Annotated in this window: 14 protein-coding genes; all 14 read right to left on the reverse strand. The window is 63.7% G+C overall.

Annotated elements, in window-relative coordinates; genetic code table 11:
* Positions 1 to 142 precede the first annotated feature (142 nt).
* Positions 143 to 835 (reverse strand): ethyl tert-butyl ether degradation protein EthD, encoded by a 693-nt coding sequence (locus tag DN412_RS10210; RefSeq protein ID WP_115014550.1) that lies wholly within the window; start codon positions 833 to 835, stop codon positions 143 to 145.
* A 35-nt stretch (positions 836 to 870) separates the two neighbouring features.
* Complete coding sequence (locus DN412_RS10215; protein ID WP_115014552.1) at positions 871 to 2301, reverse strand: M20 family metallopeptidase; 1431 nt, start codon at positions 2299 to 2301, stop codon at positions 871 to 873.
* The gene (locus DN412_RS10220) at positions 2298 to 3776 is read right to left on the reverse strand and encodes an amidohydrolase (protein WP_167471080.1); all 1479 of its coding nucleotides are present in this window, start codon (positions 3774 to 3776) and stop codon (positions 2298 to 2300) included. Before DN412_RS10220 ends, DN412_RS10215 begins: the two co-directional genes overlap by 4 nt.
* Before the next feature lie 45 nt (positions 3777 to 3821).
* A complete protein-coding gene (locus DN412_RS10225) occupies positions 3822 to 5162 on the reverse strand; it encodes an MFS transporter (protein ID WP_115014556.1) in 1341 nt (446 codons plus the stop codon).
* A 322-nt stretch (positions 5163 to 5484) separates the two neighbouring features.
* Positions 5485 to 6462 (reverse strand): LysR family transcriptional regulator, encoded by a 978-nt coding sequence (locus DN412_RS10230; RefSeq protein ID WP_115014558.1) that lies wholly within the window; start codon positions 6460 to 6462, stop codon positions 5485 to 5487.
* 614 nt (positions 6463 to 7076) lie between these two features.
* Positions 7077 to 7682 (reverse strand): maleylacetoacetate isomerase, encoded by a 606-nt coding sequence (maiA, locus tag DN412_RS10235; RefSeq protein ID WP_115014560.1) that lies wholly within the window; start codon positions 7680 to 7682, stop codon positions 7077 to 7079.
* A gap of 65 nt (positions 7683 to 7747) precedes the next feature.
* Positions 7748 to 8842 carry a porin gene (locus DN412_RS10240; RefSeq protein WP_115014570.1) on the reverse strand — a complete coding sequence of 365 codons (1095 nt, stop codon included), beginning with the start codon at positions 8840 to 8842 and terminating at the stop codon, positions 7748 to 7750.
* Positions 8843 to 9024: 182 nt separating this feature from the next.
* Positions 9025 to 9939 carry a dioxygenase family protein gene (locus DN412_RS10245; protein ID WP_115014573.1) on the reverse strand — a complete coding sequence of 305 codons (915 nt, stop codon included), beginning with the start codon at positions 9937 to 9939 and terminating at the stop codon, positions 9025 to 9027.
* A 31-nt stretch (positions 9940 to 9970) separates the two neighbouring features.
* On the reverse strand, positions 9971 to 11020 hold the full coding sequence (locus DN412_RS10250; protein ID WP_115014578.1) for an asparaginase: 1050 nt from the start codon (positions 11018 to 11020) through the stop codon (positions 9971 to 9973).
* A complete protein-coding gene (locus DN412_RS10255; RefSeq protein ID WP_115014582.1) occupies positions 11017 to 11391 on the reverse strand; it encodes a non-heme iron oxygenase ferredoxin subunit in 375 nt (124 codons plus the stop codon). The genes DN412_RS10250 and DN412_RS10255 overlap by 4 nt, the downstream gene beginning before the upstream one ends.
* Positions 11392 to 11425: 34 nt before the next feature.
* Complete coding sequence (locus tag DN412_RS10260) at positions 11426 to 11980, reverse strand: nuclear transport factor 2 family protein (protein ID WP_115014586.1); 555 nt, start codon at positions 11978 to 11980, stop codon at positions 11426 to 11428.
* Positions 11977 to 13212, reverse strand: coding sequence for an NAD(P)/FAD-dependent oxidoreductase (locus tag DN412_RS10265; protein ID WP_115014589.1), 1236 nt, complete (start codon positions 13210 to 13212; stop codon positions 11977 to 11979). Before DN412_RS10265 ends, DN412_RS10260 begins: the two co-directional genes overlap by 4 nt.
* The gene (locus tag DN412_RS10270) at positions 13209 to 13589 is read right to left on the reverse strand and encodes a cupin domain-containing protein (protein WP_115014592.1); all 381 of its coding nucleotides are present in this window, start codon (positions 13587 to 13589) and stop codon (positions 13209 to 13211) included. Before DN412_RS10270 ends, DN412_RS10265 begins: the two co-directional genes overlap by 4 nt.
* A complete protein-coding gene (locus DN412_RS10275; RefSeq protein WP_115014595.1) occupies positions 13586 to 14011 on the reverse strand; it encodes a cupin domain-containing protein in 426 nt (141 codons plus the stop codon). Before DN412_RS10275 ends, DN412_RS10270 begins: the two co-directional genes overlap by 4 nt.
* Positions 14012 to 14021 lie beyond the last annotated feature (10 nt).

Below are 14021 nucleotides of genomic sequence, written 5' to 3' on the forward strand. Positions count from 1 at the left end.
GAAATCCCGTCCGCTAGGAGCCAGGCCGTGCGGACAAGTTATTGTTTTCAACGGACGAAGCCCCCCACGGCCTTGAAAACCAAGGCCGGCCCATTTGAATTGAGGGGAAAATGCTGCCGCCCGACCGCGGGCGGCCAGTGAATTACGGCGTGATGACCCGGGTGAGCATCGGGTAATGAATCGCACCGCCACTAAATGCCGGGAACGATGCGGAATCCGCCCGCATCTTGTCTCTCACCGGTGAACCAAGCGCTGCCAGCAACGCCTCGGCAGAGGGAAAGGACAGCATATTCCTTTGCATGTAGTCCACCCGCTCCCATGGCATATCGTCGTACCAGTCAACGCGCGTGAAGACGTTGATCTGGCACACGGAAGGATATTCCCGCATGATTTGCGGATGGTGCCTCAGGTAGTATCCGAGCCAGTCATTCAGGTTTTCCGCAGCCCCGGGGTAATGGACCAGATAGCTGCAGAGTTCGGTTTCCAGACCTACGGGATTCAAGCGGTGGAAATTGCGCGTCAGCATCGCCTGGTGATTCACGCGCATGCCTGGCTGAGCGAGCAAGGTCGATGCGCCAAATTCGCGGTACAGAAACCCGCCCCGACAAACCTGGGACTCAAGTTCCGGCAGGGTGGCGAATTCCAGCCGCAAGGCAAGCATCGGTCCGGATCCGTCGCGGTGGTAGGTCTGCACTTCGGCAGGCGTATATAGCTCCGCGCGTACCAGCCCCGGCGTCATGCGGACGGTATTGGCCAGTTGCGATATCTGCCCGGAATCAAGACGCAGCGTAGGATCGGATGGATTGGGGGCGGTGAGGAAGTACGAGAATGTCATGACACGAAGAATGAATATCAGAGAACCAGGCCAACTCAGCGGCCTCGTAGTGGCGCCGCAATAACGTCCGGCGGAATCGGGCTGATGTAGCTGCGCCCACCAGTGCGCCACCGGTGCTCTGCCTTTGCTTCGGCAATCCACTCCGGATGTCGGAACATATCCAGGGCGGTCGCCGCCATGACCTTGGCAGCGTGCAGCATTCCCTTATGGGCAGCCGGCAGCTTGCCCTGGGCAACGAGCTGCCAGGTGTGCATATGGGTTCCCACGGCGTAGCAAGCGCCGAGGTACTGGGTCGTCGGCGCAATCCAGCTCACGTCGCCCACATCGCTGGACCCCGTCAAGGTGCCAGGCTCGCCTGCCAGCGCAAGCGGCGCCTGCCACAGCCCGCGGGCGTTTGCCGGGCCGTTATATGAAGCCATGCACTCACGCAGATCCTCGTCGGTGAAACTGGCTTCCAGCCGCGCGGCAAAAGCGTGGTCGGACTCGTCAAAAGGCGGACTGCCCAGCGCCTCGAGATTGCGCATCATCAGGTTCTCGATGACGCCGTTGCGAATGACATTTGAGCAGGCCCGGTCAAACTCCATCGTGACAGATGTCTCGGTCATTAACGCCGCCGCCTCTGCGATCTGCTGGACGCGCTCGAACAGCTCACGCGCCCCCACGATATCCGGCGCGCGCACGACATAGAGCACCTCTGCCTTCTCCTGCACGACATTGGGCGCCTTGCCGCCTGCGTCGGTGATCGCGTAATGCACCCTGGCCTCCTGGGGCATGTGCTCGCGCAGGAAATTCACCCCGACGTTCATCAGCTCGACAGCATCGAGCGCGCTCCGGCCCAGGTGCGGCGATGCCGCGGCGTGTGACGCAATGCCCGAGAAACGGAATGCAGCCTGAATGACAGCGAGCGCCTTGTACTTGAAGATTCCGGAGAAAGGCCCGGGATGCCAGGTCAACGCAAAATCGAGATCGTCGAAAACGCCTTCGCGGGCCATGAAGGCTTTCCCAGCTCCGCCCTCCTCCGCCGGGCAGCCATAGTATCGAACGATACCCGCCCGGCCATGCCGGGCGTTGCCATCCCGGGCGGCGACGGCAGCGAGCATCGCGCCCACGCCAAGCAAGTGATGGCCGCAGCCATGTCCGCTGGCCCCTTCGCAGAGATGGCGCGCCTCGACGGCCCCCGGCTCCTGGCTCATGTTCGACAATGCGTCGTACTCCCCCAGGAATCCCGCAATGGGACCGCTCTCGCCGGCCTCAGCCATGAACGCGGTGGGCAGCCCGCCAAGATTGCGCGTGATGCGGAAGCCCTCGCGCTCAAGCAATTCAATCTGGGCCTCGACCGACTGAAATTCCTGCCAGCGCGTCTCCGCAAGATCCCAGATACGGTCCGCCAGCGCGACATAGGCGTCCCGCCTGGCCTCGATCACGTTGCCGACGAGGTCCGTGTGTCCTTGTCCTTCTGCTCTCACGCGCTGACTCCTGCATATTGATTTGGGAAGGCACCACGCATCGTGCCGCGTAGCCGGGCTGCAGGCTTGATCACGGGTGGCCGGACGTCATCCGGAATCGCGCATTGGTACGGATGCTCGGCCGCTGCTTGCCGGAACTCCTCCTGTGCCCGTGCGAGGGTTTCCGGATCGGTAAACAGTCCGGCAGCGGTTGCTGCCATGATCTTTGCCGTGTGGGTCATGCCCTTGTGGGCCACGGACGCCTTGCCCTGTGCGACAAGCTGCCAGGAATGGAAGGGCGTACCGAGCGCAAAGCACGCGCCGAGGCACCGTGCCGTCGGCACAACCCAGCTCACGTCGCCGACATCCGTCGAGGCGCTGAGGACCGCCGGCATGACCTCCGCCGGCAGCACGCCCTCATGCAGCACCCCCGACAGCCGCTGGGCGCCGAATATCTGCAGGCTCGCCTTCGCTTCCTCCGGAGAAATGGCTGCCTGCATCCGGGCCGCAAAGGCGCGATCGGCGTCGTCGAAGGGCGTGGGCCCGAGCGCCTGCATCCGCGCATACATCAGCTCGGACAGGACATTGTTGGGGCGCATATTGGACATCGCCCGCTCAATGCGATACGCCATCGAGGTACCGGTCATCATGGCGGCGCCTTGCGCGATCTTGCGCAGGCGCTCCATGATCGACTGCACCACGGCAAGCTCCGGGGAGCGAAGCTGGTAAACCACCTCCGCCCTCGCCTGCACCACGTTCGGTGCAATGCCTCCGGTATCGTGGATGGCGTAGTGCAGCCGTGCATCGCTAGGGATATGTTCCCTTAGGTAGTTGGCCGCCACGTTCATCAGCGTCACTGCGTCCAGGGCGCTGCGCCCGAGGTGCGGAGCGGCCGCGGCGTGCGCGGCTACGCCGGAGAACGTGAAGCGGACATGGATGGTCGCAAGCGTGGCCATCGCGTCGATGGCAAGGATGCTGGCCGGATGCCACGTCAGGGCCGCGTCGAGTCCGTCGAAGGCACCGGCCCGGGTCATGAAGACCTTCCCGGCGCCACCCTCTTCCGCCGGGCATCCGTAGTACCGCACCCGCCCGGGGCGCCCGGTGCTCTGCAGCCAGTCCTTCACCGCGAGGGCAGCCAGAAGCGTGGCACCACCCAGCAGATTGTGCCCGCAACCGTGTCCATTTCCCGCGGCGACGCGCGGAGCCCGCGCCGTGACGTCCGCTTCCTGGCTCAGTTGGGGCAATGCGTCGTACTCGCCAAGGAAACCAATGACCGGCCCCTCGCTGCCCGCTTCCGCGATAAACGCGGTAGGAATCTCCGCCACGTCTCGCGTCACGCGAAAGCCGTTCGTTTCGAGTTCGCGGACCTGGAGTTCGACCGACTCATGCTCGTCGTACGCCGTTTCCGCGAAATCCCAAAGACGATCACTCAGATGCGAGCAAAGCGGACGGTAAGCCTCGATTCGCTCGGCGATTTCCTGGTCAATCTTGTGCATGTTCCCTGAACGCTCCATCCCCTGGACCTCCTGCTTGGTGTCGATTCAGACCCGGACCGGCCGGTCCAGCGTGCCGGCGCATCCCTCTGCCTTCCGGTTCCGACGGAGATACAGCCAGAACACCGCACCGAGGGATACGACATTGGTAGCGACCAGGTACCAGGCAGGGCTCATGGGATTGGGGAACACGCTGGCCATCCAGGCGACGACCAGTTGCGCACTGCCGCCAAAGATCGTGGTGGGAACGCTGTAGCAGATCGATACGCAGGTGCTGCGAACCGCCTTCGGAAAAATCTCCGGGATGAAGCAGAGATGAAACGGCGCCATCAGCACGCGGAAGAAGGTCAGCACGGCAATCATGGTCAGGAACACACTGCCGCTGCCACGCTCGATCACCCAGGAGAACACGGGCAGGATCGCGATCACGGAAATGAACTGCGGAAGCACGATCAGCCTGGACCGTGGGTAACGGTCATAGAGGAGACCCGCGAACAGCGAGGTGACGATCCCGACCGCTCCGGTAGTCAGTCCCACCAGCATGGAAGTCGACGTGGGAAGGTGCAGCACGCGAATGCCATACGAGGTCATGTAATGACCGACGATGTAGACGGTCACGGTCGGGCCGATCAGCACACAGCATGCGATCAGCAGATCGGGCAGATGGCCGCGGACAATGGTCGAGATCAGCTCGCCGGTATCCTTGACGGCACTCTCGGCATCCAGCGTCTCATGCAGCTTGTTTCGGATATACAGGCCAACCGGGGCGATCAGCAGGCCGACGACAAACGGAATCCGCCATCCCCAGGCCGCGAGCGCGCTTTCCGACATCACCGAGGACACGATGTAGCCAACCATGCCGCCAAGCAATGCGGCAATGCCTTGGGTGGCAAGCTGCCAGCTCGTATAGAAGCCCCGGCGGCCCTCCGAAGCCATCTCTAGCAGGTAGGTCGTGGCGGGTCCGGTTTCACCGCCCGCGGAGAAGCCCTGCAGAAGGCGGCCAATGACCACCAGGACGGGGGCAGCAAGCCCGATCGACTGGTACGTCGGCGTAAACGCGATAATGGCCGTACCTAGGGCCATCAGGCCGATCGTGAGGGTCAGCGCGGCCTTGCGCCCCGCCCGGTCCGCATAGGCACCGATAAGGATCCCGCCGAGCGGCCGCGCGACGAATCCGGCGCCGAACACGGCGACCGATGCAATCAGTTGACTGGCGGGCGAGAAGGAAGGAAAGAATGCCTTGCCGATGAATACGGCGAAAAAGGCATAAACAGTGAAGTCGTAGAACTCAAGCGCATTGCCGGCCACAACCGCAATGATGCTTCCTCGGGATGAGCTCTTCGCTTTCTTGCGGATCGCCGCGTCGGCTGTGATTGCGTCCTGGGGCACATCTGTCTCCGTGTTGAACTGGTGATGACACTGTCGTCACCACGCAATAAATAGTGGCCCTCGTTTTTAAGAACGTCAACGTGGCGGCTTCTCGGAACACCGGACGCTTGCCTTGGCACGCTGTCCACTGGCTTGCCAAACGCTATGGAATGTGCGTATCCCTTCAAAGGAAAAATGATGTGCTTCACGGGTCCCGGCGAGCATCGCCGGCCCCGGGCACATGCCTGGTGCCATTTCACTATTCGGCCCGCACCTGAATGGGGATGAGCATGAATGCTCGCGAATGGCAGGATGGGGATTTCGGGGAATGACGCCTACTTTCCTACCCTTCAGCCGGAATGTTGTCCTTGTCCTTGAGCAGGCACTCCACGGTATGGAAGAACCGGCGTTTATCCGCGTCCGTGGAATGCTCTGACTCGCGGATCACCGCTATCGTCGCCTCGATAAAGCATTTCGCCGGCGCACTGAGCGGAACGCCGCGCCGGTAGGTAATCGTGATTTCCGCATCGGCCAGCGCATCCCGGATCGGAAGCACACACAGCCCATCCTTTGCGACAAGCAGCTCTGCCATTGGCCATGGCATCAGGCTGAGCAGGTCGGTCCGGGCGATCAGGCTGTTTGCAACGGCACTCGAATGCGATATATGGATCCGGGGAGCGCAACGGTCGCAATACTCCTGGAACGCAGCCTGGAAGGCGCCGTCCTCACCCTTGTAGTTGCGGCTGAGGATCCAGCTGGCACCGGCAAGCTCCTGGAGCGAACGGCATGACGCCAAGGGATGCCCCGCCCGTGCCACCACGGCGTATCCCGTCGAGAACAGCGACAGCTGATTGAACTCGGCGGGCGCTGGCGAATAAGACCGCCCGATCGACAGGTCCAGGGTACCGTCACGAAGCTTTGGCAAGGTCAGGGACGGAAAGCTCTCGAAAAATTCGAGCTGGGTCTCTGGCATCAGCGTCTGAAAGCGGGCAATGATCTCCCCCAGCAGTGTCATGCCAAGCCATGACGGCACTGCAACCTTGAGGGTTCGTTTACGCTGACTGACGAAGGCCTCCATTTCATCGCGAGCGCGTGCGATAGCCGCCATTGTGAAACGCGCATGCTCGAGCAGGACCTGGCCCGCTTGTGTCAGCGTGATTCCCGTGGTCTCGCGGACGATCAAGGTAACCCCCACCTCCTCTTCCAGCTCACGCACAGCTTTGGTGATTGCGGCTGGTGAGTAGTCCGTATTCCGGGCGGCATTTCGAATGCTGCCGCTATCGGCGATCGCAACCAATGCGCGAAACTGATGCAGCTTCATGATGAGGTATCTGTGTGATCGGGGGCGGGAATCGCGGCAACCAAAAGTGTACGCCAACACAACGGCTGACCCGCTGACGTCAGCGCCATACAGGGCGGCAACCAACAGTGAACGGCAACACCAATAGCGCTCGTCCGACCTTGCTCTCCACGCAGGCTTTTGTCGTCACCGTCCTGAGGTGCGCCGCCCGCCCGACAAGGCCAAAGAGCCTCCGAAGAGGCGCATTTGAACATTCATTTGAGCGATGGCAGGCGCACACCGATGCTTCGCCGCGCAATCAGCGGACGAAGGGCAATTTGGTGCACTGCCCGGAGAAGGTGTGGCCAGAAGGGGGATGGAGACAGGGCCGCAAGGGGGCCAGAACTGGCATGCGGCGACCACAACAAAGATACGACGGCAGCCGTCAAGCAGCGTCCGGACACGTGTGTCCCTCGCTCATGAGGGCGGCTTTCAGGGGATCACGCCTCCGACACACAGCGACCGGCTGGCGTGACCTCGTCCTCGCTCAGCGCATCCCGCAGACGGAAATCGACGCTGCAGAAATTCGCTGCAGGCCGCTTTTGCCTGGCGCGCCGTGAGTCGGACAAGCAGCACGTTTGCATGTGCGGAAGTCGTTAAGGGTCGCGAAACGCAGCCAATGCAAGGCAACTCTGTTCGATGCCGACCAGTCTCGGATAGGTGGTAAGGTCAACTCCGAACCGCCTTGCATTATTCAGCTGCGGAATCAGCCAGATATCTGCAGCCGAAGGTTCATTGGAGAAGCAAAACCTTGTGGTTCCGCCATGAACGAGATGCTCGCAAGTCGCCAATCCATCGGATATAGCGCGTCTGGCAATGACCGAAAAGGCTTCCGGTGGCGATCCGGCTTGGTCAAGCCATCGCGAAAGCCTTAGCCCCTGAAGCGGGTGAACATCGCAGCCAACGACACTAACGAACTCCAGAATTTTCACGCGACATGCCTGGGTCAGGCCAAGCAATACCGGCTTTGGAAATTTGGCATCCAACCAAGCCATGATGGCAAGCGATTGCGTAATCACAAGCCCGTCATTCGTTATCAACGCCGGCACCAAGCCTTGCGGGTTAACGGAACGGTACTCATGACTGAGCTGCTCACCAGCTGATAGGTCGACTTCTACAATATCAAGACTAGCGCCCTTCAGCGCAGTTGCGATCCGTACGCGTCGGCTTGCCGAGCTGTTTCGGAATGAGCATAGCTTCATTAGTTGCGCAGCTCCGTTTTCAGTGAGGCTTCCATGCGTTCCGTGGAGCGGCGAGATCGCAGCGTCTAGAAGACGTGCTTGATGCCGATCATGGTGCCGAACTGATTGCCGCCGGGGACGGGATTGGAGCCGGTCTGCCCGCCGCTGACCGACGCGGCAAGCTGACCGCCGTTGTCGATAAAGCCGGCAGTGGCGTACACCGAGGTGCGTTTGGAGAAAGCGTAGCTGCCGCGCAATGCGTACAGCATGGCCTTGTTGTCGCTGTGGTGGTACCTCTGGTAATAGACCTGGCCGGCGAGTGTGAACGCTGGCGTGATGTCATAGGCAGCGCCGGCATACCAGAGATCGCTACGCGGTGTCGGGCTGCTATCGTTATCGCGACGCAGCCAGCCCAGCCCTAGCTTGGTCTTCGCGAGAATCAAGTAGCCATTGAGCGACAGGCGATCGTCCGTGAAACTGCTTTTGGTCAGGCCGCCAAACGCGCCGGGACCACCGCGCAGCGAATCGTAGGCCGCGGCAACGCCCCACCAGTCGGTGCTGTATTGCAGCAGGGCAGACCATTCCCGGCATGCCCGCGGATCGGCCGCGTTCTCGCCAGCGCAATTGGCGCCGGAGGGACTCGGTCCGGCGTTGACCGTGTCGCGACCGAAGCTATAGGTTGCGCCCAACGTCAGCCCGCCAAACGTGCCCTTGTAGGAGATGGCGTTGTCGGCGCGCGTATTGGGGATATAGCTATCCAGTGAAGCGGACCCGTAGACGTTCGGTCCAAGGATGTCCGGATCGAGCATGGCCCAGAACAGCATGGTGTACTGCCGGCCGAACGCAACCTGGCCCCAGTTGCCCGACAGGCCTACCAGCGCTTGCCGGCCAAACAGGCGCCCACCCTGGTTGGACACGCCGGAATCCGGAGCGAAGCCGGACTCCAGCACAAATATGCTTTTCAGCCCCCCACCGAGGTCTTCGCTCCCCCGCATTCCCCACCGTGAGGGCACCGTCCCTGTCAGGCTTGGCATGCGGACCACGCTACTCTTGGGTGCGCCGATATTGTTCACGTACTCCACGCCGGTATCGACCACACCGTAGATCGTGACCGATTGCGCGGCGGCCATCAGAGGGGCCGCCGAAAGAACAGCAAGTAACGTTCGCCCGTAGTTAGTCAATTTGCGTTTCCCTGTTTCTCAGTGCTGTGGTCGATGCTTTGCGGAAGAGGACGACCCACCGTCGTCCCCGCGAAAGCGGGGACCCTTGACCTCCTGGAGACGCTGGATTCCCGCTTATGTGCTCCGAAGAGGTTTTAGCGGGAATGGCGGTAGCAGTTGAAGCGTTATCCGAATGGCATGAATCACGCGGCCCTGGCGTAGCGGCTGGCGGGCGTGGCTTCGTCCTCGTTGAGCACGTCCTGCAAGCGGAAATCGAAGCGAACGCGGGTGAATGGCGCCTGCACACCGAGGGATTCATAGCCTGCCGCGCTCTGCACCGTTTCCAGCTCAACGACCAGCCCGTCGCGGGTGGCGAACGCAAAATCGTCATCCAGGAAGGTGTCGCCCGGAATATTGATCTGCGTGGTCAGGGCGCGCTTTGCGCCGCCAGAGACGAGGAAATGGATATGGGCCGGGCGGTTCCCGTGGCGGCCAAGCAGTGCGAAGAGTTCGGAGACCGGGCTGTTCGGCGGAATGGCGTATCCCGGCGGGAGGAAGCTGCGGAAACGGTAGGCGCCCTCGCCGTCGGTCTGGATGCGCCGGCGCAGGTTATAGTCCGGCTGATCCGGGTCGAAATGGGAATAGCGGCCCAGTTCGTTGCAATGCCAGACATCGACCACCGCGTTCGGGACAGGATTGCCCTGCACGTCGAGGACGCGGCCTTCCATCACCAGCGGTTGGCCCTTGCCTTCGTTGCCTTCATCGAGCTTCACCTCATGCTGGTGCAGCGGCGCGCCGGCAATATAGAGCGGGCCTTCGATCGCGCGCGGCGTGCCCAGCGCGCGCTGGGCCGCGCGGTCGGCCTCGTCCTCGCGAATATCGAGCAGCCGGTCGAAGCCCAGGCCGGCGGTAATGAGGCCGACCATGTCGGCCTGGCCCAGCCGGGTCAGCCACTTCGTTGCGGCCCAGAATTCGTCCGGCCTGACGTCGAATTCGTCGATGGTCTGGAACAGGTCGCTGACAATACGCGCGGTAATGGCGCGCACGCGTGCGTCGCCGGTTTCCACCTGACGGGTGTTCACCAGGTCGAGCAGTTGATGAATATCGAGTTCGGACATCGCTGTCTCCTTATGTGTGTTGTGGGGCAACTCAGTTCTCAAGCAGCCACTGCTGCAGCAACCCAGGATCGCGGGTCTGCGTCAGCGCCAGCATCAGCAAGATGCGCAGTTTCTGCGGCGACAGGTCGCCACCCGCCAGCACACCGGCGGCGCGCAGGAACGCCTGCGGCGGCACCATGCCGCGCGACGCGCGGGTGGACTGGACCACGGTTGTTCCAGCGCGTACGGCATCGGCCAGGCCCTGTGCCTCGGCATTCGCCGGCCGGCCAGGCGGCAGTCCCGCGCTGACAAGGCCCGCGCAGCCGGCAGCCACCAGCGCATCGATCGCGGTGCGGTCGGCGCCGGCATACGACATGACGATGTCCACGCGCGGCAATGCTTCAAGGTTCGCCAGGTCCAACGGGGGCAGGACCCGGCGCCGCACCGGCAGCCGCCGCATGGTCACGGCGCCGCTGGCCTCGACGCGGCCAAGCGGGCCGAACGGTGGCGCCTCGAAGGCATTGAGATCGAAGCTGGCGGCCTTGGTGACGTCCCGGGCGGCGAAGATATGCCCGTCCATCACGACCAGCACGCCGGCGCCGCGCGCCGCGCCGGACTGCGCCACCGCGAGTGCCGCCCGCAGGTTGGCCGGCACATCGCTGCCCGCCGTGTTCGCGGGGCGCTGCGCGCCTGTGATGACCACGGGCTGGTCGAGCGTGAGCGCCAGGTCGAGGAACCATGCCGTCTCTTCCAGCGTGGCGGTGCCGTGTGTGATCACAAAGCCGGCCAGGCCCGGATCGCGCCGCGCGGAGTCCTCGATCAGGCGCGCCAGCGCCAACCAGTCCGCCGGCGTGATGCCGGTACTGCCCAGCGCGCGGAACGGTACCGGCACCAGTTCGACCGCATCTGCCACATCTCCAAGGCTGCCGAGATCATCCAGCAACTTCTCAATAGGGTGGACCACGCCACTCTCGCCGTATTCCACCCAGTCGAAGCGGTGCCGGGCGTGCATGGCAAAGGTACCGCCGGTGCCGATCACGGCGATGCGAGGCTGGGCGGTGTTGCCTGCGGACATGGCAATCGTGTCAGCGACAGCGTTCATGACTTCTCCGGCGCGGCAACATAGACCACGCCGGCTTCGACCTTCACCGCATGGCAACGGGCATCGCGGGTCAGCGGCGCACACATGGCTCGCCCGTTGCGCACATCGAACAGCCCGGCGTGCAGCGGGCATTCGATGCCATGTCCGTCCATTTCGCCGTCCGACAGCAGCGCGTTGCCGTGTGTGCAGATGTCATCCAGCGCATAGACCGCTTCATCGACCTTGAACAGCCCGATGCGATGGCCGTCGACATCCAGGCCATGGCAATCGCCGGCGGCAAACAAGGCACCGAGCTCGCCGGCGCGATACCAGCGGATGACGTTTTCGCGTGCCTGTGGTTCGCGGACCGGATTTGCTTCCTCGGCAATCATGTTGCTTCCTCCCAAATGTATTCAGGCGCGTGGCTCACACGTGCCGCGCCCGGTCTGCCATCCTGCTGTCCAACCCCGCCAGCGTCGCCACCAGCGGCATGGGGCCCTGCCCCAGCGATGTCATGTGGATTCCGGCAAAGCGCATGCGGCAGCAGCGCCAGTCGTCATCGGCGTCGCGACAGTAGTCCTCGTGCGTGGTAGCGGCGAGCAGGACGGCATCGTGGTTGTCTTCGCGCAAGGCCAGCTGCCAGAGGCGCCAGACGCCTTGCGCGCGATCGCCGTCGATATTGAGTTGCGGGCTGCCGTAGTAGTGCACCGCGAAGCACCAGGGCGATCGCTGGAACCAGTCATGCAGTTGTGACCGGCCGACAAGCGAATCGCCGAATCCCCGCCCGCCTTCCCAGATGGCGTCCTCGGTGAAACACAGCGCCTGCTCCCACGCCACCTCGCGCATGGCGTCGTCCGCCAGGCGTGTGTAGTCGGGCCTGTACTTGGCATCGGCCAGGGAGGCATAGCGGGCCTTCAGGGCCCGGATCGCCTCGACGGCCTCAAGCCGCGCCAGCCGCTGTTCGGTGGTGGGTGCGCTCATGACGCCAGCGCCTTGAGCGGGACCGCGGTGTCGGCGAGACGGCTCCGTTCGACCCGCGTGCCGTTGCGCACCAGCGCTTCGAGGTGCTTGCGGTCGCGCCCGTTGTTGATCAGGACACCGCCAACGACTTGCTCGCCGCGCAACAGCAGCATGGTGGCGGGATCCCCGGACACGCCGTGGCGCACGATGATCTCGTCGGCGTCGCCGGGTTGCCCGACAACCTGGATGTTGTGCCCGAACTGGTCGGTCCACATCCACGGGACCTCGACGTACGGCTCGGTACGGCCAAGGATGAAGCCGGCCACCGCTTGTGCCTGGTTCTCGGCATTGCGCCAGGTCTCCTGCCGCACGGCGCGCTGGTACAACGGGCTGTAGGTCAGCGCCACATCGCCGGCAGCAAAGCACCACGGCGCGATAGGACTGCGGCAATCCGCGCCCACCGGAACGCCATGCTCGTTGGCGATGCCGGTGCCCTGGAGGAAATCCACGTCGCTGTCGATGCCCACTGCCGCCAGCACGACATCCGCGGCCAGGGCCCAGCTATCGCCATCGCGCGCGACCTGGACACGCAGGGCGGTGCCGTCGCGCTCGATGCGGCTGACCTGCACGCCGGTCTCGATGCGCGTGCCGTTGCCCGTGTGCAAGCCATGCAGCCATTCCGAGGCCGCGGGCGGCAGGCAACGCGCGAGAATGCGATGCCCTGCCTCGAGCACGGTCACGTCCGCCCCAAGCGCCGTGGCGCTGGCGGCCACTTCCATGCCGATCACGCCGGCCCCGACGATCGCCACGCGCCGGCCGGGCGCAAGCATCTCGCGCAACGCAAGGCTGTCATCGATGGTGCGCAAGGTGACAACACCCGGAAGGTTCGCCCCCGGAATGTTGAGCGCACGCGCGCGCCCGCCGGTCGCAACGACCAGCCGGTCAAAGCCGATCGTGCTGCCGTCGCCCAGGGTCAACAGCCTGGCCTCGGCGTCCAGCGCGCTCGCGCGTCCGCGCACATGCTCGACCGCGCTGCCATCCATCCAGAAATCGGAAGGGCCCAGCACGAGCTCCGCCGCGGAGCGCTCGCCCTTGAGCAGCTCTTTCGACAATGCCGGCCGCTCGTACGGTGCGTGCGGCTCCTCTCCCACGAGGGTAAGGCGCTGGTCGTAGCCCAGCGCGCGCAAATGTTGTGCGACGCGCCCGCCGGCATGGCCAGCGCCCACGATGACGATGTGTTCGGGCGTGTTCATGCTGCGGCTCCGGCTTGAGCGCCCGATGAGGTGCGGTTGATGACGCGATACAGGCGCCCGCCCTCGGTGTCGCAGGTCCAGCAGCGGGGCTCGGCACTGGGGATGATGATTCCCTCCCCTTTCGACAGGCGATAAGTCTCGCCGGCGGCCTCGATCGTGAATGCGCCTTCCAGCACCGCAGCCACTTCCTCGCCCGCCTGACCGGCCGCAGCGCTCAGTGTTTGGCCCTGGCTGAGCACGTGGATGGCGATGTCGAAGGCGTCGCCGCTGGCTTCATGGCGCGTCGGTCCGGTCGAGGTCGAAGACCCGGCCGCCACGCGACGGCAAAGCGCCTGGCTGGTGCGTGCCCCGGCGTCGGGATGTCCTTGTGCGCTCATGCCCGCTCTCCCTGCTCTCCCCGGTCGGCCAGCGGGTAGTAAGGCACCGTATCCTCGGCGCCATACTCCTTGCGGGCGGGTGTCACCACGTTCAGCCGCATGCTGACGCCGGCGGGCTCGAAGCGATTGCTGCCGTAGTGCATCAGGCCGGCGGGGATCAGCAGCGCATCGCCCTGCTCCATGACGGTCTCGTGGTCGCCGGCTTCGCCCAGCCCTTCAAATACGGAGCAGGCTCCCGAGAACTGCAGCGACGCTTCCTCGCCATGCTGGTGGGATTTCGCTGGCAGGTCCCTGCCGGCGGTCTCGACGAACTTGACGACGGCAACGCTGACCGTTTCGCCAAACATATGTTTCATGTACAGGCCATCGGCAACCACTTCCTTCAGGTTGTTGTCGATGGCGAACACTCGGCATTTCGGCATGATGGACTCC

This window comes from Cupriavidus lacunae, assembly GCF_003353055.1.
GTDB lineage: Bacteria > Pseudomonadota > Gammaproteobacteria > Burkholderiales > Burkholderiaceae > Cupriavidus > Cupriavidus lacunae.

Coding starts and splice junctions, on each gene's coding strand:
- DN412_RS10210 (WP_115014550.1), bottom strand. CDS start 835: ATGACATTCTCGTACTTCCTCACCGCCCCCAATCCATCCGATCCTACG.
- DN412_RS10220 (WP_167471080.1), bottom strand. CDS start 3,776: ATGCACAAGATTGACCAGGAAATCGCCGAGCGAATCGAGGCTTACCGT.
- DN412_RS10230 (WP_115014558.1), bottom strand. CDS start 6,462: ATGAAGCTGCATCAGTTTCGCGCATTGGTTGCGATCGCCGATAGCGGC.
- maiA (WP_115014560.1), bottom strand. CDS start 7,682: ATGAAGCTATGCTCATTCCGAAACAGCTCGGCAAGCCGACGCGTACGG.
- DN412_RS10245 (WP_115014573.1), bottom strand. CDS start 9,939: ATGTCCGAACTCGATATTCATCAACTGCTCGACCTGGTGAACACCCGT.
- DN412_RS10250 (WP_115014578.1), bottom strand. CDS start 11,020: ATGAACGCTGTCGCTGACACGATTGCCATGTCCGCAGGCAACACCGCC.
- DN412_RS10255 (WP_115014582.1), bottom strand. CDS start 11,391: ATGATTGCCGAGGAAGCAAATCCGGTCCGCGAACCACAGGCACGCGAA.
- DN412_RS10260 (WP_115014586.1), bottom strand. CDS start 11,980: ATGAGCGCACCCACCACCGAACAGCGGCTGGCGCGGCTTGAGGCCGTC.
- DN412_RS10265 (WP_115014589.1), bottom strand. CDS start 13,212: ATGAACACGCCCGAACACATCGTCATCGTGGGCGCTGGCCATGCCGGC.
- DN412_RS10270 (WP_115014592.1), bottom strand. CDS start 13,589: ATGAGCGCACAAGGACATCCCGACGCCGGGGCACGCACCAGCCAGGCG.
- DN412_RS10275 (WP_115014595.1), bottom strand. CDS start 14,011: ATGCCGAAATGCCGAGTGTTCGCCATCGACAACAACCTGAAGGAAGTG.